24 protein-coding genes are annotated in these 21,027 nt (G+C 43.4%); 2 read left to right on the top strand and 22 right to left on the bottom strand.

Going from position 1 to position 21,027, the window contains the following annotated elements; genetic code table 11:
• Positions 1-17: 17 nt before the first annotated feature.
• From ACR65F_RS08630 to rpsF, 17 genes are all read right to left on the bottom strand, one after another.
• Complete coding sequence (locus ACR65F_RS08630) at positions 18-182, bottom strand: CxxH/CxxC protein (protein ID WP_125101109.1); 165 nt, start codon at positions 180-182, stop codon at positions 18-20.
• A 165-nt stretch (positions 183-347) separates the two neighbouring features.
• Positions 348-1,649 carry a S1C family serine protease gene (locus ACR65F_RS08625; protein WP_440504071.1) on the bottom strand — a complete coding sequence of 434 codons (1,302 nt, stop codon included), beginning with the start codon at positions 1,647-1,649 and terminating at the stop codon, positions 348-350.
• Between the two features lie 116 nt (positions 1,650-1,765).
• Positions 1,766-2,227 carry a ribosomal eL19 family protein gene (locus ACR65F_RS08620; protein WP_440504069.1) on the bottom strand — a complete coding sequence of 154 codons (462 nt, stop codon included), beginning with the start codon at positions 2,225-2,227 and terminating at the stop codon, positions 1,766-1,768.
• Complete coding sequence (locus ACR65F_RS08615; protein WP_440504067.1) at positions 2,190-2,375, bottom strand: hypothetical protein; 186 nt, start codon at positions 2,373-2,375, stop codon at positions 2,190-2,192. The genes ACR65F_RS08620 and ACR65F_RS08615 overlap by 38 nt, the downstream gene beginning before the upstream one ends.
• Before the next feature lie 39 nt (positions 2,376-2,414).
• Positions 2,415-3,203, bottom strand: coding sequence for an MBL fold metallo-hydrolase (locus tag ACR65F_RS08610; RefSeq protein WP_125101111.1), 789 nt, complete (start codon positions 3,201-3,203; stop codon positions 2,415-2,417).
• Between the two features lie 12 nt (positions 3,204-3,215).
• On the bottom strand, positions 3,216-4,034 hold the full coding sequence (locus tag ACR65F_RS08605; protein WP_440504066.1) for a two-component system regulatory protein YycI: 819 nt from the start codon (positions 4,032-4,034) through the stop codon (positions 3,216-3,218).
• Entirely contained in the window at positions 4,021-5,355 is a 1,335-nt protein-coding gene (locus ACR65F_RS08600; RefSeq protein ID WP_440504065.1) for a YycH family regulatory protein, read from the bottom strand. The genes ACR65F_RS08605 and ACR65F_RS08600 overlap by 14 nt, the downstream gene beginning before the upstream one ends.
• Positions 5,352-7,181 carry a cell wall metabolism sensor histidine kinase WalK gene (gene walK / locus ACR65F_RS08595; protein ID WP_440504064.1) on the bottom strand — a complete coding sequence of 610 codons (1,830 nt, stop codon included), beginning with the start codon at positions 7,179-7,181 and terminating at the stop codon, positions 5,352-5,354. Before walK ends, ACR65F_RS08600 begins: the two co-directional genes overlap by 4 nt.
• Before the next feature lie 4 nt (positions 7,182-7,185).
• Positions 7,186-7,896 carry a response regulator YycF gene (yycF, locus tag ACR65F_RS08590; RefSeq protein WP_039044061.1) on the bottom strand — a complete coding sequence of 237 codons (711 nt, stop codon included), beginning with the start codon at positions 7,894-7,896 and terminating at the stop codon, positions 7,186-7,188.
• 244 nt (positions 7,897-8,140) lie between these two features.
• Complete coding sequence (locus ACR65F_RS08585; protein WP_039044060.1) at positions 8,141-9,430, bottom strand: adenylosuccinate synthase; 1,290 nt, start codon at positions 9,428-9,430, stop codon at positions 8,141-8,143.
• A 123-nt stretch (positions 9,431-9,553) separates the two neighbouring features.
• Entirely contained in the window at positions 9,554-10,906 is a 1,353-nt protein-coding gene (dnaB, locus tag ACR65F_RS08580; protein ID WP_037592940.1) for a replicative DNA helicase, read from the bottom strand.
• Positions 10,907-10,921: 15 nt separating this feature from the next.
• On the bottom strand, positions 10,922-11,368 hold the full coding sequence (rplI, locus tag ACR65F_RS08575; protein WP_039044059.1) for a 50S ribosomal protein L9: 447 nt from the start codon (positions 11,366-11,368) through the stop codon (positions 10,922-10,924).
• A gap of 2 nt (positions 11,369-11,370) precedes the next feature.
• A complete protein-coding gene (locus ACR65F_RS08570; RefSeq protein WP_039044058.1) occupies positions 11,371-13,341 on the bottom strand; it encodes a DHH family phosphoesterase in 1,971 nt (656 codons plus the stop codon).
• 12 nt (positions 13,342-13,353) lie between these two features.
• Positions 13,354-14,328 carry a YybS family protein gene (locus ACR65F_RS08565; RefSeq protein WP_125101115.1) on the bottom strand — a complete coding sequence of 325 codons (975 nt, stop codon included), beginning with the start codon at positions 14,326-14,328 and terminating at the stop codon, positions 13,354-13,356.
• Positions 14,329-14,489: 161 nt separating this feature from the next.
• Complete coding sequence (gene rpsR / locus ACR65F_RS08560; protein ID WP_025784263.1) at positions 14,490-14,726, bottom strand: 30S ribosomal protein S18; 237 nt, start codon at positions 14,724-14,726, stop codon at positions 14,490-14,492.
• A gap of 42 nt (positions 14,727-14,768) precedes the next feature.
• Positions 14,769-15,290 carry a single-stranded DNA-binding protein gene (ssb, locus tag ACR65F_RS08555; protein WP_039044056.1) on the bottom strand — a complete coding sequence of 174 codons (522 nt, stop codon included), beginning with the start codon at positions 15,288-15,290 and terminating at the stop codon, positions 14,769-14,771.
• A 45-nt stretch (positions 15,291-15,335) separates the two neighbouring features.
• On the bottom strand, positions 15,336-15,623 hold the full coding sequence (rpsF, locus tag ACR65F_RS08550) for a 30S ribosomal protein S6 (protein ID WP_025784265.1): 288 nt from the start codon (positions 15,621-15,623) through the stop codon (positions 15,336-15,338).
• Positions 15,624-15,802: 179 nt separating this feature from the next.
• On the opposite strand from rpsF, the gene ACR65F_RS08545 reads away from it, so the two are divergent.
• Positions 15,803-16,375, top strand: a complete 573-nt coding sequence (locus ACR65F_RS08545; RefSeq protein ID WP_440504062.1) for a DUF3267 domain-containing protein — start codon at positions 15,803-15,805, stop codon at positions 16,373-16,375.
• 112 nt (positions 16,376-16,487) lie between these two features.
• Here ACR65F_RS08545 and ychF read toward each other — a convergent pair whose 3' ends face one another.
• A complete protein-coding gene (gene ychF / locus ACR65F_RS08540; RefSeq protein WP_125101117.1) occupies positions 16,488-17,588 on the bottom strand; it encodes a redox-regulated ATPase YchF in 1,101 nt (366 codons plus the stop codon).
• A 92-nt stretch (positions 17,589-17,680) separates the two neighbouring features.
• Positions 17,681-17,884 carry a DUF951 domain-containing protein gene (locus ACR65F_RS08535; protein ID WP_025784268.1) on the bottom strand — a complete coding sequence of 68 codons (204 nt, stop codon included), beginning with the start codon at positions 17,882-17,884 and terminating at the stop codon, positions 17,681-17,683.
• 131 nt (positions 17,885-18,015) lie between these two features.
• Between ACR65F_RS08535 and yyaC the strand changes: the two genes are divergently transcribed.
• Complete coding sequence (gene yyaC, locus ACR65F_RS08530) at positions 18,016-18,657, top strand: spore protease YyaC (RefSeq protein ID WP_440504060.1); 642 nt, start codon at positions 18,016-18,018, stop codon at positions 18,655-18,657.
• Here the strand turns inward: yyaC and ACR65F_RS08525 are convergent.
• From ACR65F_RS08525 to ACR65F_RS08515, 3 genes are all read right to left on the bottom strand, one after another.
• Positions 18,568-19,272, bottom strand: coding sequence for a DUF554 domain-containing protein (locus ACR65F_RS08525; RefSeq protein WP_440504058.1), 705 nt, complete (start codon positions 19,270-19,272; stop codon positions 18,568-18,570). The two genes, yyaC and ACR65F_RS08525, sit on opposite strands and share 90 nt — an antisense overlap.
• Positions 19,273-19,335: 63 nt before the next feature.
• Positions 19,336-20,178 carry a ParB/RepB/Spo0J family partition protein gene (locus ACR65F_RS08520; protein ID WP_039044052.1) on the bottom strand — a complete coding sequence of 281 codons (843 nt, stop codon included), beginning with the start codon at positions 20,176-20,178 and terminating at the stop codon, positions 19,336-19,338.
• Entirely contained in the window at positions 20,171-20,932 is a 762-nt protein-coding gene (locus ACR65F_RS08515; RefSeq protein ID WP_125101120.1) for a ParA family protein, read from the bottom strand. Before ACR65F_RS08515 ends, ACR65F_RS08520 begins: the two co-directional genes overlap by 8 nt.
• Positions 20,933-21,027: the final 95 nt, after the last annotated feature.

Below are 21,027 nucleotides of genomic sequence, written 5' to 3'. Positions count from 1 at the left end.
CTAGATGTTGTGTCCGATTATGTGTTCGTCACAAGATAGACAGGAAGCGCTTCACAGTAATCACATGTTGTGGATAACTTCTCTCCCTCTGTAATTGGTTCCATGCTCGGAAATGTCTCCTCTTTTGCAACAAATTCGTCAAGTGCCCGGTTTATATGGGTTTCACAGCTATGAATTTTCATATTATTCACCTCTTTTTCACTTTTATTACCCCACAGAGTTATGCACAAATTTTCAGTTTTATCCACAAACATAGAATTGTTGATAAAAAAAGCAGACACAATAGCTATTTTTCTGCTATCGTGTCTGCTGTGGATAACTAAATGGTTATTTTATGCACATGTGCATTAGAACGAGTTGCCATCTTTCAGAACCATGTCAATTGTGACAGGTTTCCCTTCACGGTAGACTTTCATCGTCATGCTATCGCCGACTTTCTTTTCGTTGTACAAGTGCTTGCGCAACGTCACCATGTCTTCAATCGGCTCTCCGTCCATTTCTACAATTGTATCATATTTTTGGACTCCGGCAGTTTGCGCTGGTGTATTTCGGAAGACTTCTGTAACCACAACACCATTTTTAACGTCTTCGGGTAACTTCAGCACGCTCTGCTGTTGAACAGGGATATTTCTTAAGTCGAGTAGTGATACGCCCATTGTTGGACGATTCACTTCACCTGTCTGTTCAAGTTGTTCAATTACTGGTAAGGCTAAGTTGATAGGGATCGCTAGACCAATTCCTTCTACCGTCTCCTCTGTAATTTTCATGGAATTGATGCCAATTAGCTGGCCCGCCATATTGATAAGAGCCCCCCCTGAGTTTCCTGGGTTGATGGCTGCGTCGGTTTGAAGGACATCCGCTTGCCAGTCCACACTACCGTCCTGGTTAATGTCGATTGGAATGGAACGGTCTTTACCGGATACGACACCCACTGTAACCGAACCAGAGAAGCCAAGACCTAGTGGGTTTCCGATTGCAATAACCGTTTCTCCACGTTTTAACGCATCAGAATCTCCGAATTCCATTGTTGACGTTATATCTTTGTCGTCAATTTCAACAACAGCAAGATCTGTCCAGACGTCACTTCCAATTAACTTACCTGACATCTTTGTTCCATCATCAAGTGTCACTTCTAATTCTTCTGCATCTTCGACAACATGATGATTGGTAACGATATAGGCTTTCCCATTTGCCTTCTTGTACAATACACCTGATCCTGTTCCAATCGCTTGTGGCGTGTCAGATTGAGTCCAGAAATCTTGACCGCGTTGTAAATTTGTAATCCCAACAACCGCGTCGGTCGATTTTTCGACGACTCCTGTTAAATCACTATCGATGTCAACACTCACTTGCTTGGAGCTTCCCGAATCCTTTACTGTGCCCGTAGTCTTGTTTTCATTATCATCTGGTCCACCTATGGTAAACATGAGCAACCAGACGAGCAGTCCGCCTATTATGGCTCCAAATAATGCAGGCAAAAATCCACCTCGTCGTTTGGGTGGGTCTGGAGGTGGCGGTGGTGTAGTATTTTGTGTTCTGTACATGGGCTCGCTCTGTGGTGTTTCATAATTTCCCGCATGTGGCGGTTCGTTCAGCGGGTCAGATGACCTCGGTTGTTCCTCTCCCCGATCCCTGTTGTAGTCGTCCATGGCTCTCGTCCTTTCGATTCCATTCTCTCTTTACACTTTACCCCATTCTGATAATTTTAAAAGAAATATGGGAACTTCTATAAAAAAGACGATGGAATGGAGTAAATCGTTCCCATTTAGCTTAGGACGTTATAAAGTTTGTACCGCTCGAGTTTTGTATCAATTAATTTTTTTGGGGTGTGTTCTAGGAGGGAGTGATCGGGTTCAGACGTGGAACGGGCGGGTTGTACGAGTGAACGATCGGGTTCAGTTGCGGAATGGGCGGGTTGTACGTGAGAACGATCGGGGTCAGCCGCGGAACGGGCGGGTTGTACGTGAGAACGATCGGGGTCAGCCGCGGAACGGGCGGGTTGTACGTGAGAACGATCGGGTTCAGCGGCGGAACGAGCGGGTCGAACGAGAGAACGATCGGGTTCAGTCGCGGAACGGGCGGGTCGAACGAGAGAACGATCGGGTTCAGCCTCGGAACGGGCGGGTTGAATGAGAGAACGATCGGGTTCAGCCGCGGAACGGGCGGGTTGTACGTGAGAACGATCGGGGTCAGCGGCGGAACGGGCGGGTTGAACGATCGGGGTCAACCGCGGAACGGGCGGGTTGAACGAGTGAACGATCGGGTTCAGCCTCGGAACGGGCGGGTTGAATGAAAGAACGAGCAGGTTCAATGGCGGAACGATCGGGTTGTCCCGCGAATCGAGCGCGTTTACTAGCCCAATCAATTTCATCCAACAAAAAAACCGCATCGCCTTTAGCGATACGGTTTTCTCCTCAAACAGTAATTAATTCAGTCGGTTCTTCTGCATCGGTGTCATGCAAATGCACAAACTCTCCTGCTATAATGCCGCATGTTTGTAACGTCTGTTCAACGCTCATGCGGGCAAGGTCTTTCATGTTATTGTCGCGGCTTAAGTGAGACAAATAAATCTGAGTCTCTTTTTGCTCGATGACATCATTCATCGCAATCGCTGCATCTTCGTTCGATACGTGACCGACATCACTCAAAATACGTCGCTTGACACTCCATGGGTAACGCCCCATTTGGAGCATACCAACATCATGATTCGATTCAAACACGAAAGAATCCGCACTCTTAATGATCCCTTTCATGCGATCACTCACGTATCCTGTGTCTGTAATGATCGCAAGTTTACGATCGTCTTCATGAAACACGTAGAACATCGGATCCACAGAGTCATGGGAAACGGCGAACGATTCAATCGAGATCGAACCGAAAGAATGGACCGTTTCCATATCGAACTGAAACCGCTGTTCAAGAGAGATGTCACCAACTAACCCATCCATTGCTTGCCATGTCTTCTGGTTCGCGTAAATCGGAACGCCATGCTTTCTCGCTAAAACACCGACACCTTTAATGTGATCGCTATGCTCATGTGTGACGAAAATAGCGTTAACATTTTTCATGGATCGACCAATTTTCGCAAGCTGTGCTTCGATTCGTTTTGCCGTTAAGCCTGCGTCCACGAGATAGGCCCCTGAATCATTTTCTATATAAATTGAATTACCAGTGCTGCCACTGGCAAGTATGCTGAATCGCATCGTAAAAACTCCTTATTCGGATTGCTCTTTCTCTTCTTCCGGATCCTTATCAAGTTGGAACTCAATTACTTTCCCTTCATTAGCACTGAGGAAGTGATGCTCTTTTTCCCCACTCTCTAATTTTACTTGAACATCCCACGTTGGGGCAAACACTTGAGTTTCTGTTAAGCGCACAAGCGTTGAATAGCCCATTTTGACATTCGTCACTTCAGAGTTCTGTTTCAACAATCCTCGTGAAGCGAGAGATCCAATAATTTCTAGTGGCGACAGCAAGTCTTTCTTATTGAAATTCGCAAATTTCTTCAACATACGCTGCTCATAAGATTGAAGTTTTTCATCATCATCCCATGAGACCTCGAGCATGGCACTCGGACTATAATAGATCGGACGTCCCTGGAATTGTTGGAAGAAGAATGCTTTCTTTTGTTCTTCCGACACCTCCCATAGTACGTATTCCGTTCCGTTCAATACGTATTGGGATAGGAATGATTTGAAATCATCTTTCTTCGCTTCTTCAAGTGTTATTTTATCGGTAAGTGTTGACCGTAGTAGGTTATCACTCATGATGGAAGTTTTTTGACCCTTTAAATCTTTTAGTGATTCTTTGTTAAAGTCAACGACATCTGCAGAAACAAATGACGCTTCTTTGTCTACAAATGGAGGCAGCTTGTAGGTGATGTTTTCTTGTTTTAAGACATCTTCCATAGAAGTTTTCCCCGCCACTTCAAGGTTTTCAATATTAGCATTCCGATTCAAATACAGGAAACACAGTAATACATTCAGTATCGAAAACACAATGATGAAAATTGTTTTGGTTTTACTCCAATCCAAGAAGGCCGCCTCCCTTCCGATTTAGCTCTTCCTTATACACTTCCCAATTCCCTTTGATGTAATAGAACCAATGGGGCTCGAATTTCAAGACACCAACATCCGTATCATGAATAAGTGAATAGCCAGGCTTTATTTCTTCGATTGCTGAGAAATCGAGAGCGTCTGATGCTTCTAGGTGACGGGCTACCTCCGTTGCTGGAGGGAGTGTCACTTCATAACTTTTGATAGGCGAGTTGAGTGTGAAATAAGGTCGACTATAACGGTATACTCGGTTGTCTCCCAGTATTTCCGTTATCTCTGCCCCGTCCGGGACGTCACTAAAGACTGGAAGTCCATTGTCATGGAGCTGAAACTTAATGTAACGCGAAACTGGGTTCATATAAGAATAGCGGTAATCATCTGTCCAGCCGCTATGATCATTTACAAAGTCTATAGTAGCTGTCATCAGTTCAGACGGAATCGCTAATTCCTGACTTTCAAGAGGGTAATAGAAGTTCAGAACTTTCGATTTCGTGTTTACCTTCATCAGCGCATGATCATCCCCATACTCTTCTTTATGGGCATCGACCAAATTTCTTCGGACAGCATATGGATCATTAAACAGCGCTTCTTTAAACAAGGAAGGGTTAATCTCCTCTTCAATGTACGTCGAGTGGATCGCTGTGAGGGGTTCACTTGAAATAGCTAATGTCTTAGTTTCATTCACCTGCACTTCTTCAAATCGAGACAACTTTTTGCCTTTATCAATAATCGACTTTTGGAAACGCTGAGTGTCTTCCATTTTCACTTTAGCTTTATAATGCGTCATGCTGACAGTACTGACAAAGTGAACCTCAGGGAGACTGTCATCTGGATCCCAATTGACAATAAGTTTATTGAACAAAACTTCAGGAACAGCTTTGTCTTCAATTTCCAGCACGTCCTCATAGACAGAAACCGGTACCTCTCCAGGGTAATAGAGGACATACTGATTTCCTTTTGTGAGCAAGTCATTCATCTCATCTTTCGTTAAATCCAGATTTACTGCAGTGAGTCCGAACACTTTCCAACGCATCATTTCCTCAAGCACAGGTTTAATGACTGTAGTATCTGTCGTTCCATATAATTCTTCATCATTAAACTTGAACACCCATTTGTAAGGAAGAACAATATCGGATATCGGCTTCTTATTTTGTATGCTTGTAATAGATCCATCGACTGACTGATTTTGATCAATCGAATCGAACTTCGGTGCATACGACCAAATTGAAAATGTAAACGTAATGCTCAGAATGACGAGTAGTAGCAGGACGACTGATTTGATTGTCTCGATATGTCTCACACGTCCCACTCCCCATCATCGTGTTGTTCATAAGGCAATGTGAAGAAGATCGTTGTCCCTTCTCCTTCTACACTATTGGCCCAAATCTTTCCGCCATGAGCACTAATCATTTCTTTCGCAATTGCGAGTCCTAGACCCGTTCCACCCATTGCACGAGAACGGGCTTTGTCTGAACGGAAGAAACGATCAAATATCCGATTTACGTTAGCCGCAGGTATCCCTAAACCTTCGTCTGAAATACTTACACGGATCGAGTCATCCAATACCGCCACATTGAAGCGGACAATGCCTCCATCGGGCGAGTACTTCAGTGCATTAGAAATGATGTTATCAATTACTTGCGTCAATTTGTCGGTATCTATTTCAACAAACAGATCGACTGGTGGAACAATTCTCCTGAAGCTTACTTCCTGTGATTTCGAAAACTCGAATCGATCAATAATTGAGTTGAAGAATGTATTAAAATCTACCCACTCTGTATTGAGCTCGTATTCGTTACTGTCCATTCTAGAAAGTTTCAACAAATCATTTACTAAACGAATCATTCGTTCCGTTTCCGTCTGTGTCACGTTCAAGAAAGCAGGTGCAATGTCTTCATTCCTCCATGCCCCTTCAGCAAGAGCTTCTAAGTAGCTACGCATCGTAGTTAGTGGAGTTCTTAGTTCGTGTGAAACGTTTGAAACAAATTCACGACGTTCCATTTCGATTTTTTCTTGCTCAGTGTTATCGTGTAGAACAGTTATGAGTCCATTCACAAAACCAGTCTCACGCTGAGTAACAGAAAATGTTGCGCGCAAAATAGATGGCTCATTTTCAGTACTAAAGTCTAGCGGAATCGATTCACGCATCTCTACCAAATCTTCAAAAGAATACTCTTTTTCAATCCCGAGAATGTTATTAATCGGTCGATTCAACACGAGGTCACTAGTCATTCGAAGCATGCCAAGTGCAGAGTCATTTATGAGATTTACACGACCTTTTCGATCTGTTGAAATAACTCCGTCTGTCATATTTTCAAGGACGGATGCTAACTTTCGCCTTTCCGCTTCAGTCGTGGACTGTGACTCCAACAGCTGATTGGTTAAATGGTTAAATGCAATCGCCAGTTGTCCCATTTCATCATTTCCGTAGACCCGGACTTTTCTTGAATAATTGCCTTTCGCCATCGCTTGCGCTTGTCTGCGCATATCTGAAATAGGTCGAGTAAACGTCTGTGCAATGAAAATTCCGATGATGATGGTAATCGTAAGCGAGACCGCAGCCGCTCCTGCAAGGATTCGATTGATTTCGTCGATCTGCTTAAAGACTTTCTCAATGTTGGACTCCACGTAGAGTGCTCCGATGACTTCACTGCCGTTCATAATCGGATGCGTAAGCTTTTGCACTTTTTTATTTGTTTTTTTATTGTAGTTAATGACACTTTGAGGACTTTCAGAGACTATTGCCCTTTTGACGATATCGTCAGTAGATTTCTGTCCAACGATCGTTTTCTGGTGATCCTGTATAGAGGACGCTAAAATACGATATTTTGAATCGATTACTCGTACTTCAATGATATCATCAGAACTAAAACCTGAAAGGACGGTCCGCAAACTCGTTTCGAGTGACGGATCGTCCGAGGATAGTTCTTTCAGCATTTCTTCACGTACGCTAAATTCAACGAGATTAACACGGTCTTTAACCGATGTGGTGAAGTTATCTTTCAGCTTTTCTTCTAACTCTTTGGAAAAGTACAGACCGATAATCTGCAAGGCGAGTAGAATGAGCATGACGTAAATCAGCACAAACTTAACATGAATGGAATTGAAGATCCCCACTTTTCTCATTCGGTTACTCCTGTTCCGGATCTCGCAAGTAATAGCCAACGCCACGACGTGTCACAATCCATGTTGGATGGCTTGGTGTATCTTCGATTTTCTCTCGAAGTCTTCGAATGGTAACGTCCACTGTTCGAACATCGCCGAAGTAATCATAGCCCCAGACCGTTTGCAACAAGTGCTCACGTGTCATCACTTGTCCAATATGATTAGATAAGTAATGCAACAGTTCAAACTCACGATGTGTAAGTTCGATTGTTTCCCCTCGCTTTTGTGCAAGATACGCATCCGGCTGTATGACAAGACTTCCGACTGCAATATCATTTGTAGCTTCTTCTGCGTCCTCAGCTGTAGCTTTCTGATGTCTCCGCAAGTTCGCTTTGACCCGAGCAATCAGCTCTCTTGTTCCAAATGGTTTAGTGACATAATCATCTGCACCAAGCTCCAATCCAAGAACTTTATCGATTTCAGAGTCTTTTGCTGTCAGCATGATAATCGGAAAGTCATACTTTTTACGAACTTCACGACACACTTCCATCCCGTCTTGCTTGGGCAGCATGATGTCGAGTAACATGATATCCGGCTGGACCTCTTCCACTTTCGCCAATGCCTCATCGCCATCATAAGCTGTATAGACGTTAAAACCTTCTTTTTTTAAGTTAAACTCCAATATATCCGCAATGGGTTTCTCGTCATCTACAACGAGTATTGTTTTGTTTTGCATGAGTTCTACCCTTTCCGGCCGAGTCGGCACATTTACTTGGTATCCTTTTACTCTACCATTCTTCATGCATTTTCGCACGTTCCAATCGTTTCCCAAACCGCTTAGAAAGAGCCTTTATTCCACGTTGGTAATTTATTTCCCGGGGAATATTTCCCGGTTTTTGTCGAAATTCCTCATAAGTAAAAAACACTCCCTCAACTCCGCCAAATAGGCAGAAACTGAGGAAGCGTTTTACATGTATAAGTTAAGCACGCCAAACGCTTTTGATAACGTTTGTCTGTGTACGATCCGGTCCTACTGAGAAAATTGAAATCGTTACGTCTGTGAGCTGTGCAATACGCTCTAAATAGTGACGCGCGTTGTCTGGTAGCTCATCAAGTGTTTTACACTTAGTGATGTCTTCAGTCCAGCCTGGTAGTTCTTCATAGATCGGTGTACATTCAGCTAGCATCCGCAAGTTTGCAGGATACTCTGTAATTGTTTCACCTTTGTACTCATAAGCCGTACAGATTTTAACTGTATCCAAACCTGTCAATACATCAATTGAGTTTACCGATAGATCTGTCAATCCACTAACACGACGAGCGTGGCGAACGACAACACTATCAAACCAACCGATTCGACGTGGACGTCCTGTTGTTGTACCAAATTCTTTACCTACTGTACGGATCTGATCGCCAACTTCGTCAAATAGTTCAGTTGGGAAAGGACCGTCACCGACACGAGACGTATAGGCTTTACATACACCTACTACGTGATCAATCTTAGTCGGGCCGACACCAGAACCAATTGTTACGCCACCCGCGACTGGGTTGGATGAAGTGACAAATGGATAAGTTCCTTGGTCGATATCGAGCATAACACCTTGTGCACCTTCAAATAGGACACGACGTGCTTGGTCAAGTGAATCATTTAACACTTTAGATGTATCTGTAACATACTTCGAAAGTTCTTGACCATAACCGTAGTACTCTTCTAAGATGTCTTCAATGTTGAATCCTTCTGTATCGTACATCTTTTCAAACAGACGGTTCTTTTCTTTCAAGTTCATGCGAAGCTTCATCTCAAATACTTCGTGGTCAAGTAAGTCTGCAACACGGATTCCGATTCTTGCAGCCTTGTCCATGTAAGCTGGACCAATACCTTTACCCGTTGTCCCGATCTTGTTTTCCCCGCGGCTCTCTTCTTCCACAAGGTCTTGCTTCAAGTGGTAAGGTAAAATGACATGCGCACGATTAGAAATACGTAAGTTGTCTGTGTTGACGCCTCGGTCTTGAAGGCCTTTTAATTCGCCGACGAGTGCTTTTGGATCGACAACCATGCCGTTCCCAATAACAGACGTCTTCTCTTTATAAAAAATGCCGGATGGCACGAGGTGAAGTTTGTATGTTTCCCCGCCGAAGATAATCGTATGACCCGCGTTATTTCCGCCTTGGTATCGCGCGATTACTTCTGCATTTTCTGAAAGGAAATCTGTAATCTTCCCTTTCCCTTCGTCTCCCCACTGTGTTCCAACAACTACTACTGATGGCATTATAAGCACCTCCGCTGGATGCATAAGCATCCTCATTCAAACAGCTATTATTGTACCAACCATGGTGAACCACGTCAAGAAAAACACGAACATTAGAGAACTACTATTCTCCTACATTCGTGTTTAAGCACCAAAGGATTCATGTTGTGACCAATCGATATTCAAGAACTTGTTGTATTCCTTTGCAAATGCTAACGTCACCGTTCCTGTTGGGCCGTTACGTTGCTTTGCAATGATAATCTCTATCATATTCTGGTTCTCAGTCTCTTTGTCGTAATAGTCTTCACGATACAAGAACGAAACGATATCCGCATCTTGCTCAATACTTCCAGACTCTCGTAAGTCAGACATCATCGGCCGTTTGTCTTGACGCTGCTCAACACCACGGGACAGCTGTGACAAGGCGATTACTGGCACTTTCAATTCACGGGCAAGAGCTTTCAACGAACGGGAGATTTCCGATACTTCCTGCTGTCGGTTCTCACCCGATCTGCCACTTCCCATAATGAGTTGCAAGTAATCGATCATAATCATTCCGAGTCCATGCTCTTGCTGCAGACGGCGACATTTTGACCGAATTTCGTTAATGCGTATACCAGGAGAATCATCAATGAAGATTCCTGCGTTGGACAGGCTGCCCATTGCCATCGTCAGCTTACGCCAATCCTCTGCCTCGAGATTCCCTGTCCTTAGCACAGACGCATCAATATTGCCTTCTGCACATAGCATACGCATGACGAGCTGTTCAGCACCCATCTCAAGACTAAAGATCGCGACGTTTTCATCTGTCTTAGTTGCAACGTTCTGTGCGACGTTCAGGGCGAATGCCGTCTTACCCACGGAAGGTCTTGCCGCAACAATGATCAAGTCATTGGGTTGGAAACCAGCAGTTATCTTGTCAAGGTCGGCGAAGCCCGTTGGAACACCTGTAACGTCTCCCCTGCGCGTATGCAAAATTTCTATGTTGTCATACGTATCTACAAGGACGTCCTTGATATGACGGAAGTCTCCGGCATTTTTGCGGTTCGCAACTTCCATCATCTTCTTTTCAGCTTCCGATAGGAGTGCTTCCACTTCGTCTTCTCGCGTATAGCCATCTTCCATAATTGTCGAGGCCACTGAAATCAGACGTCTCAGTAAAGACTTTTCCTCAACGATGCGAGCATAATGTTCAATGTTCGCTGCAGTTGGAACGGAGTTCGCGACCTCTGTTAAGTAAGAAAGGCCCCCGACGTCTTCTAATTCCTTTTTTGCAGATAGTTCTTCCGTGACAGTGACAACATCGATCGCCTGCCCCTTATCACTTAAGCCGATCATAGTTAGAAAAATCTTATGATGTGCAGTACGGTAGAAATCCTCGGGCATCAAAATCTCAGCCGCTGTAATAAGTGCTTGAGGATCCAAGAAAATTGCACCGATGACGGACTGCTCGGCTTCGTTATTATGAGGGGGAATACGATCTATCATTTGATCCATCAGACTATCTCCTTATCATTCTTCCGTTACGTGGACTTTCAATACCGCGTTGACATCGTGATGCAATTTCACAGGTACATTTGTGTATCCAAGTGCACGAATAGCTTCAGGAAGATCCATCTTACGCTTATCAAGCTTAATACCGTGTTGTTTCTCTAGAGCTGCTGCAATTTGTTTTGAAGTAACCGATCCAAATAACCGACCGTCTTCTCCAGATTTTGCTGTCAACTCAACTGCGAGCTCTTCGATATGAGCTTTTAGCTTCTTCGCATCTTCCAACTCTTCTGCAGCATCTTTTGCCTGGCGATTCTTTTGACCTTCCAACTTACTGAGGGCCGCTGGTGTTGCCTCGACAGCCACATTGTTTTTGAGTAAGAAGTTTTGAGCATATCCTACAGATACCTCTTTTACATCACCTTTTTTACCCTTACCTTTTACATCTTGTAGAAAAATAACTTTCATGTTCACTCTCCCCTTTCCTGATCATCCATAATTACTTGTTTCAACTGCTTTTCAGCCTCTTCTACTGTCTCTAAAGTAAGCTGTGTTGCGGCATTCGTCAAATGCCCTCCGCCGCCCAGCTGTTCCATCACTCGTTGGACATTCAGTTCACCTAGTGAACGGGCGCTTATACCGATTTTGCCATCTGACCGCGGTGCGATGACAAAGGATGCAGATACTCCTTGCATCGTTAGAAGGATGTCGGCGGTTTGTGCAATCAGTACGGAATTGTATGGCTCACCATTTTCACCTTTCGCAATGGCGACACCACCATCCATGATTTCAACCGTTTCAATTAGCCTCGAACGCTCTACATACGTTTCAATATTCTCTTTCAACAAGCGTTGTACGAGAACGGTATCTGCACCATTCGTTCGTAAGTATGAGGCTGCTTCAAACGTACGGGAACCTGTCCGTAATGTAAAGCTCTTCGTATCGACCACGATTCCTGCGAGCATAGCCGTCGACTCAAGCATCGTCAATTTCTCGTTTTTCGGCTGATACTCAATAAGCTCTGTCACCAGTTCAGCTGTCGATGATGCGTATGGCTCCATGTAAACAAGCATTGTATTTTGTACAAACTCTTCCCCTCGACGATGGTGATCGATGACAACTAGTTTTTCTGCCTTATCAATCACACGTTCATCGATGACCATGCTCGGTTTATGTGTATCCACTATGACCACAAGTGATTTGTCCGTCATTTTAGCTAAAACCTCATCAGGATGGATGAAATGATCATACAAATCAGGGTCTTGTTCAATCTCGTCAATTAGTCGATTAACACTTGCATCCAATTCATCAAAATTCACGACGACATATCCTGGAACATTATTCATCCGTGCCATCTTACGTACACCAATAGCTGCACCAATCGCATCCATATCCGGCGTCTTGTGGCCCATCACAAAGATCTGATCACTACCCTGGATTAAATCACGTAACGCATGAGAGATGACTCGTGCTCGCACTCTCGTCCGCTTCTCAACTGGATTCGTTTTCCCACCGAAGAACTTCAACTTTCCGTCTGAACGTTTAATGGCAACTTGATCGCCCCCGCGTCCGAGCACAAGGTCCAAACTGGATTGCGCCAGCTCACCTAATTCAATCAAGGACGGAGAGCCCGCGCCTACCCCGATACTTAATGTAAGACCATTACTTTGTTTCGCAGTTTTTTCCCGAACATCATCTAAAATCGCAAACTTACTCTTTTCTAATTCATTTAGCATCGATTCATTGAACACCGCGAGGAAGCGATCCGAAGCTACACGCTTCACAAAGATTCCGTTGTCCGCACCCCAGCTATTAATAAGCGAGGTCACAAGAGAGTTCAGCTGACTTCGTGTTTGGTCATCCATCGTCTGTGCGAGTTCGTCATAGTTGTCGACAAGTAATATACCGATAACTGTTCGATCTGCATAATACAGGGATTCAATCTTCTGCCTTTTTGTTACATCAAACAAGTAAATCAGGCGATCCTCCGGCTTATAAGCGAGTCTGAAGGAACGTTCTCCCACCGTCAACGTCAAATCATCAGGTACATCGTCTTTTAAGAAAGAACGAAATTGTTCAGCTAGCTCAAAAAGCTCTTCACCAATTAAGGAATCCTCTTCAAAGATTTGCGCAGCATAAGGATTGGCCCATTCAATGATTTGCTTATCATTGAGTAGAATAATACCTATTGGTAGTTCAAGTAGCGCTTCTTCTCCTACTTTTTTCATCCGATACGACATCGTCTCAATATGTTTTTCAGTATCCATATACGTTTGTTCTTCAATCTTCCATGATGAGCCAATCAGTGCAAAGAAAATCACTGTATAGATCAGCCCAATCCAAAAGTTAAACATGAACAAAAATACTGCCGCTAGGACGCCGAGGAGTGAGACGGCTGCAAGTGGATAACGAATCGCTCTCCTTCTAAAAAAAGATGTCATTGTCTCATCCTCCTAGTTCACCTTGTCTTTTCCTATCCAAGCCCGAATGTCAATGGCCGTGTCCAGTGTCCCAAGCAGTATCGTCATCGGATTCAGCATCACCGCAAACACTGTCGCAAGCACAGTGATGAAACCCGGTGACTTCCGTTCATGTAAAAAGTAGTAAATTAATGAGAGTCCTTGTAGTAAGAAGACAAATCTCAAAATAATCATCGCGTTAATGTAAACCAGATAGCCTGTAGAAGTTGTATCATTTCCAATTAGAAACGATGACAAGATAACAAGCGCATAAATGACGATTGTCATGAATGGTAATTTCATTTCTCTAAATGTAGTGAACTTCGGAACTTTTGCCCCTATCCGTTCAGCCGTATAGAAACTTGCAATAACAAAAAGATACCCCGTAAGAAGGGAACCTAAAATCATCAAGGCAGGGATAGTTAAGCGATAAAATAAAAACGTGTCTGCAATTGTTTTTTCATAATCTTGAGGAAGGAATTTGAGATCAGACGAATATTCTATCATCTCTTGTTGTGCCTTTTTTAAGATCTCCATGATTACTTCCATCGCGTTGAATTGGAAAAACAACACTGCGCCTACGTAGGTTGCCGCCAATGAAATGAGAATAGTCAAGCCTACCGTCATCACTGTGTAAAACTTCGATTTCCCGGCCTGTATGGTTTCCCCCATCACAAATCCGAGGAAAACGAACACAAATGCAATTGGAATCGTAAATAGTCCTCCGAATAATGAAGACACTAAAATAGCAACGACAGCAACAAGTAGACTGGCGTTTCGATCATAGCGAAGTCGGTAAAGTAAGATTGGGAGCGGTATAAAGAACAGCAATACACTGCCAAGTAGCGGTACAAAGAGGCTCCCCACGAATAGGACTGTAAACAGTACAATCATCATCGCTCCATATGTCAGTTTTCGTGCATTGTCTTGCATAATTTGGATTCCTCCGGTTCGTAGTACATCATCCATGTGAAAAGCTCCATAAGATTCATACAGATGTCCTCCTCTAATTGTATCACGATTAGAGTGTAGACACCAAAACCACACAGCTGTTCCCTGGAGTTTTACTGGGAATAAAAAAACCACCCTTCACCCCAGGAAAACCCAGGCTGACAAGGTGGCTTGTGTAATTATCTTTCTTCTGCTACGAATGGTAGAAGTGACATAATACGTGCGCGTTTGATAGCGGAAGTCAGCTTACGCTGATACTTCGCGCTTGTACCTGTAACGCGACGTGGCAAGATTTTTCCACGCTCAGAAATGAATTTCTTGAGCAAGTCTGCATCTTTGTAGTCAATGTGTGTAATGTTGTTAGACGTGAAATAACATACCTTACGACGTCTTTTTCCTCCACGACGTGGTGCCATAATCGTTTCTCCTCCTTTTTATCCGTATAAGTGAAATCCGGATCAGAACGGCAAATCATCGTCCGATACTTCAATCGGACCGCCACCTGATTGGAACGGATCCTCATCAGTACGTGTATAGTTTTGCTGGTTAGGCTGATAAGATGGCTGATTCTGTTGCTGATTCTGATTATACGGACGGTCAGACTGTTGGTTTCCGTACGCAGGTGCACCACCTTGTGAGCTAGGTCGGTCAGAGTTCGCATTACGTGGTTCCAAGAATTGAACGCTATCTGCCACAACTTCCGTCATGAAGACACGCTTGCCATCTTGTCCATCAAAATTACTCGTCTGAATACGCCCATCTACACCAGCTAGACTACCTTTGCGTAAGAAATTCGCAGTGTTTTCCGCCTGTTTTCTCCAAGCTACACAGTTAATGAAGTCCGCTTCACGATCGCCTGACTGGTTTGAGAACGGTCTGTTCACAGCCAGTGTAAAGCGAGTGACCGCGATTCCACTTTGTGTATATTTGAGTTCAGGATCTTTTGTCAATCGGCCGACCAATACGACACGGTTAATCATCAGAATTCAGCCTCCCTCATCGTTTTTTACGTTGTTTTTTATGGATTATGCGTCAAGACGAACAGCCATATGACGAAGGATTCCTTCGTTGATGTTCGCAAGACGTGTAAATTCGTTGATTGCTTCTGTACCTGCGTTAAGAGTTACCAATTGGTAGAAACCTTCACGCAAATCGTCGATTTCGTATGCAAGACGGCGCTTGCCCCACTCTTTCGACTCGATGATCTCCGCACCGTTCGAAGTCAAGACTCCGTCGAAACGTTCGATCAATGCTTTTTTCGCGTCGTCATCTAGACTTGGGCGAATAATGTACATAATTTCATACTTTCTCATCTGTAGTCACCTCCTTATGGACTTGGGCCCTGCTGCATGCAGCGGGCAAGGAGTAAGTAAATTTGTTTACTCACATCAATACATACTATCATAGGTTCCATCGTAATTCAAGCGTTTCTCCTGTATAGTAAAGAAAATGTTAGACAGTATAGTGATTGATAAAAGAGAGAGGTGATTCTATGCTTGTGTCTAGTGAACCTGCACACATTGTTGACTTGGACCTACAAAGAGTTGCAAAAACAGGTCTATGGGTTACCTTATGGACAACAGTTGGATTATTTGCACTCGATATCCTGATTCAACTCATTATCCAACCTGAGCTCGCGTTTTCTTTCTCTTTTTGGAAAATCCTTTTTGTAGTCATCGGATATATCGTGCTGATTGTAGTACATGAGTTGTTTCATTTACTAGGGTTTCGTATCTTTGCAGGCACTCCCTGGAGGAAGATGATTGTCGGAGTGAACTTAAAGCTAGGCATCGCTTACGCTACGACGGATGAATGGATGACCAACGCTGCCATTCGCAAGGCCTTGCTCCTACCCTTCTGGACAACTGGTGTTATTCCAGCTGCTGTCGGCTTGTACCTTTCTGATGGTGTGTGGCTCTTGCTCGGCGGCCTACTCATTGGGGGAGCAGTCGGAGATTTTGCGATGTACAAAGAACTTAAACAATTTCCAGATGAATGGCTCGTGAAAGACGATCCGGAACGTCCACGACTCTATTTGCATGAACCTGTTCGGTCTGTAGATTAAAGCGTTCAGTCCTTCTTTTTAAACAGAGTATAAAGATAGTATTCATTTTAATAAAAAAAGCCAGACATGGAGGATTTCGCGTCCTCACATGCCTGGCTTTTTTCAATCCTACTTACACATTAAAACGGAATAGCATAACGTCGCCATCTTTAACGATGTATTCTTTTCCTTCAAGACGTACTTTTCCAGCTTCTTTTGCAGCAGCCATTGAACCTGCTGCCATAAGATCGTCATATGCAACCGTTTCAGCACGGATGAACCCACGCTCAAAGTCCGTATGGATGACTCCAGCACACTGAGGTGCCTTCATGCCTTTACGGAATGTCCATGCACGAACTTCCTGCACGCCTGCCGTAAAGTACGTTGCCAATCCAAGCAACTGATATGCAGCACGAATCAGCTGATCAAGACCAGATTCTTCGATGCCGAGCTCGTCTAGGAACATTTGCTTCTCGTCATCTTCGAGCTCAGCCATCTCTTCTTCGATCTTCGCACAAACAACAATGACCTCTGCATTGTCTTTTTCCGCGAAGTCACGAACCGCTTGTACATACTCGTTGTTTGCAGCATCTGCAATTTCATCTTCCGAAACGTTTGCTACGTAGAGCATCGGTTTAATGGTCAACAAATGCATGCCTTTTACAACTGCTGTTTCTTCTGGCGTGAGTTCTACAGAACGAGCAGACTCCCCTGCTTCAAACGCATCTCTCAATTTCAGCAACACCGGTTCTTCGATCATTGCTTCTTTGTCTTTCTGCTTTGCCATTTTTGTAACGCGTTGAAGGCGCTTATCTACGCTTTCCATATCTGCGAGAATCAATTCTAGATTGATTACTTCAATGTCAGACAAAGGATCCACTTTACCACTTACGTGTGTAATATTGTCATCTGCGAAACAACGTACAACCTGACAGATTGCATCCGTTTCTCTGATGTGAGACAAAAACTTGTTTCCAAGTCCTTCCCCTTTGCTCGCTCCTTCTACAATCCCAGCAATATCTGTAAACTCAAAAGCAGTAGGTACTGTCTTTTTAGGTGTGACAAGTTCCGTTAGCTTTTGAAGACGCTCATCGGGTACTTCTACGATGCCGACGTTTGGATCAATTGTACAGAACGGATAGTTTGCAGCCTCCGCACCAGCTTTTGTAATTGCGTTGAACAACGTGGACTTTCCTACGTTCGGAAGTCCGACGATACCGGCTGTCAATGCCATAACTTTCCCAACCTTTCATCTATACCAATTTATTATGTTCGATTATTCAATGCAGCTCTTCCATTATAAGGAGAGAACGTCTTTCTGTCCATTCAGTTTTCCGTTTGCCCTTGCTGGATAACACGCTTCATTTTTTTAGTGAATTCGTTACGTGGAATCATAATACTATGGCCACACCCTAAGCATTTAATGCGGATGTCTGCGCCCATTCGAATGACTTTCCAAGAATTTGTTCCACATGGATGTTGTTTTTTCATCTCCACAACATCATTGATACCAAATTGCTTCGCTTCCAATCTATTCACTCCGATCATTCATTCTTATAATTTCGCTTGAGATTAGTTATTTACGTATAATCCAGCTTTGTTTTGAGTATACTGCAGGACACCACACATTCCTACTACTATTCCTAGACAGGAGCCTGATTATGCAAAAACTTGAACAAGCTGAATTGAACTCACGTATTCACTACAAAGAAACTGGAGCCGTTTGGAAATTGAGCACATTATTCCTAGAGAATATCCCTTTTACAACACGCGAAATCCTATTCCTATGTATTGGAACAGATCGTTCAACTGGTGATGCACTTGGTCCGCTCATTGGCTCGCTACTCACAGAAACTCGATCCTTTCCCTATCGTGTCCTCGGTACACTAGAAGAACCGCTTCATGCACTCAATATTGAACAAACAATAACTGAGCTCGCTTTTACTCATCCCGATGCATACCTCGTCGCCATTGACGCTTGTCTGGGTAAAAGTGATTCTGTAGGACATCTCCTTATACAAGATGGTCCATTGCAGCCAGGAAAAGCTGTCGGCAAAGAGCTCCCTTCCGTTGGTGACATTGCTATAAAAGGGGTCGTCAATATAGGTGGCTTTATGGAGCATTCCATCCTTCAAAGCACACGGCTTCATCTATCTTATGAAATGGGACGAACCATCTCAAGAGCACTGCAACTTGCTCATGGTCGACTACAGTCAAAACGCGTATATGATACTTACAATCAAAGCCACTACCGGAATAGCGGGAATGAAATTGGCTACTCGGATCTTAGTCAAGCCGATTAAGTTAAGTCCAATTGCCAAAATCATAAGACCCCCTGTTGCCGTCATCTCAGATATGAAAAGCTCAAGAAGTTCGTCCGGAACAAAACGACTGATTTGCGTAGAAAATAATGTGATGAGTCCTTGATAAAGCAATACGGGTACTGCTGAAAAAACGACTCCGATCCCGAGGGTTGAACTGAGAATGATCGCTGTGAACCCATCGATTATCCCTTTCATCACCAACACATCGTGATCGTTTCGTAATCCGCTGTCAATGGCTCCTATTATCGACATAGATCCGATAACAAAAATCATTGTTGCTGTGATGAACCCTTTGGAAATGCCTTGTCCACCTTTTTGGGCAGGCATTTTTGATTCCAGCCATTTTCCTGCCTGTTCCATCATTTTATCAACGTTAATCCATTCCCCAATTACAGAACCAATCACAATACTAATAATTACAATGAGCAATTGTGTGCTTTCAAATGTCATTTGGATTCCGATTGCCATGACTGCTAATGCAATTCCATACATAACTGTTTGTTTCATACGATCAGGAATATTTTTAAAAACCCTCCCAATCAAAGCACCTGCGATAATTAGTGCTACGTTCACTAGCGTACCGTAAAGCACCACGTTAACCACTTCCCGACCATTAAAAAATAGTACCTATTCCGCTAGTGCGAAATAGGTACACGTTCAATCATTCAGCAAATCTAATATTCGTTCAAAATCTTCTTCAGAGAAAAATTCAATTTCAATTTTGCCCTTATTTTTTGTTTTCTTAATAGATACGTTTGTTCCAAAGTGTTCACGTAACGTCGTTTCCTGCTCAACGAGAAACAAATCTTTCTTTTCTTTCTTCTTATTTGTTTCACGTGAAACATGTTCATTCAGTTTTTGAACTAACGCTTCCAATTGACGAACATTTAAGCCCTCTTTCATCGTCTTTTCAGCGATAATATTAATCTGTTCTTTTTTACGCAAACCGAGTAGTGTACGACCATGCCCCATCGATAACTTCCCTTCCGTAATATCTTTACGGACTTTTTCAGGAAGTGCGAGTAATCGAATATGATTTGCGATATGCGGACGGCTTTTTCCTAAACGAAATGCAAGTTGTTCTTGGGTAAGCCCTAAACTATCCATTAAGTTCTGGTACGCTTCAGCTTCTTCAATCGGTGACAAATCTTCACGTTGAAGATTTTCCAAAATCGCTAGTTCCATTGACTCTGCATCTGTCAGCTGACGAACGACTGCTGGAATTTCTCTAAGTCCCGCTAATTTCGCAGCACGGAACCGGCGCTCACCTACAACGATTTCATGTGCGGATCCGACTTTACGTAAAATAATGGGTTGCAAGACACCGTGTTCCTTAATGGAAGCACTGAGTTCTTGAATTGCAGCCTCATCAAAACGTTTTCTCGGTTGATACGGATTTACAGTAATACTTTTAAGATTGATTTGCTCCACTGATTCTGCTTTTACAAGCGACTCTCCTGGAAACAATGCATTAATACCCTTACCAAGACCTTTAGCCATTGTGGACCACTTCCTTTGCCAGCTCTAAGTAAACTTCCGCTCCACGTGACCGCGCATCATATAAAATGATCGGTTCACCATGACTCGGTGCCTCACTCAACCTTACATTCCGTGGAATAATCGTTTTATATACTTTGTCTTGGAAGTATTTCTTTACTTCGTCAATCACTTGAATTCCTAAATTTGTACGCGCATCAAACATCGTGAGTAACACACCATCAATGACAAGATTTTCGTTCAAATGTTTTTGTACAAGACGAATCGTGCTGAGCAACTGACTTAATCCTTCCAGTGCGTAATACTCACATTGTACTGGGATGATAATAGAATCTGATGCGGTCAGAGCGTTAATCGTTAATAACCCTAGTGATGGCGGACAGTCAATAATGATGTAATCGTAGTCTGCTTTGACTTCTTGAATGGCATGTTTCATGCGAACTTCCCTTGAAATTGTAGATACTAATTCAATTTCGGCCCCTGCCAAAGAAATCGTTGCGGGAATACAATCCAATTGAGGTACTTTCGTCGGCAAAATCACGTCTTTCATAGGAACATCATCTATTAGGATGTCATAAATACAATTTTGGACGTCGCCTTTGTTAATACCTACCCCACTTGTTGCATTCCCCTGTGGATCTGTATCAATTAACAATACTTTTTTTCCAATATGTGCAAGACAGGCGCTGAGGTTTACCGAGGTAGTTGTCTTGCCAACGCCGCCTTTTTGATTGGCTATTGCGATAATTCTTCCCAAACGAGCACCTGCTTTCTTCCTTACATGCTGTTCGATCCTTGCATATTTGTTCTATCTATCAGTTTACCAAAAAAGTGTTGTAAATGGTATGAATA

The organism is Sporosarcina sp. SAFN-010, from assembly GCF_059415065.1.
Note: the sequence above shows the minus strand (reverse complement) of the source record. Positions and strands in the feature narration are given on the sequence as shown.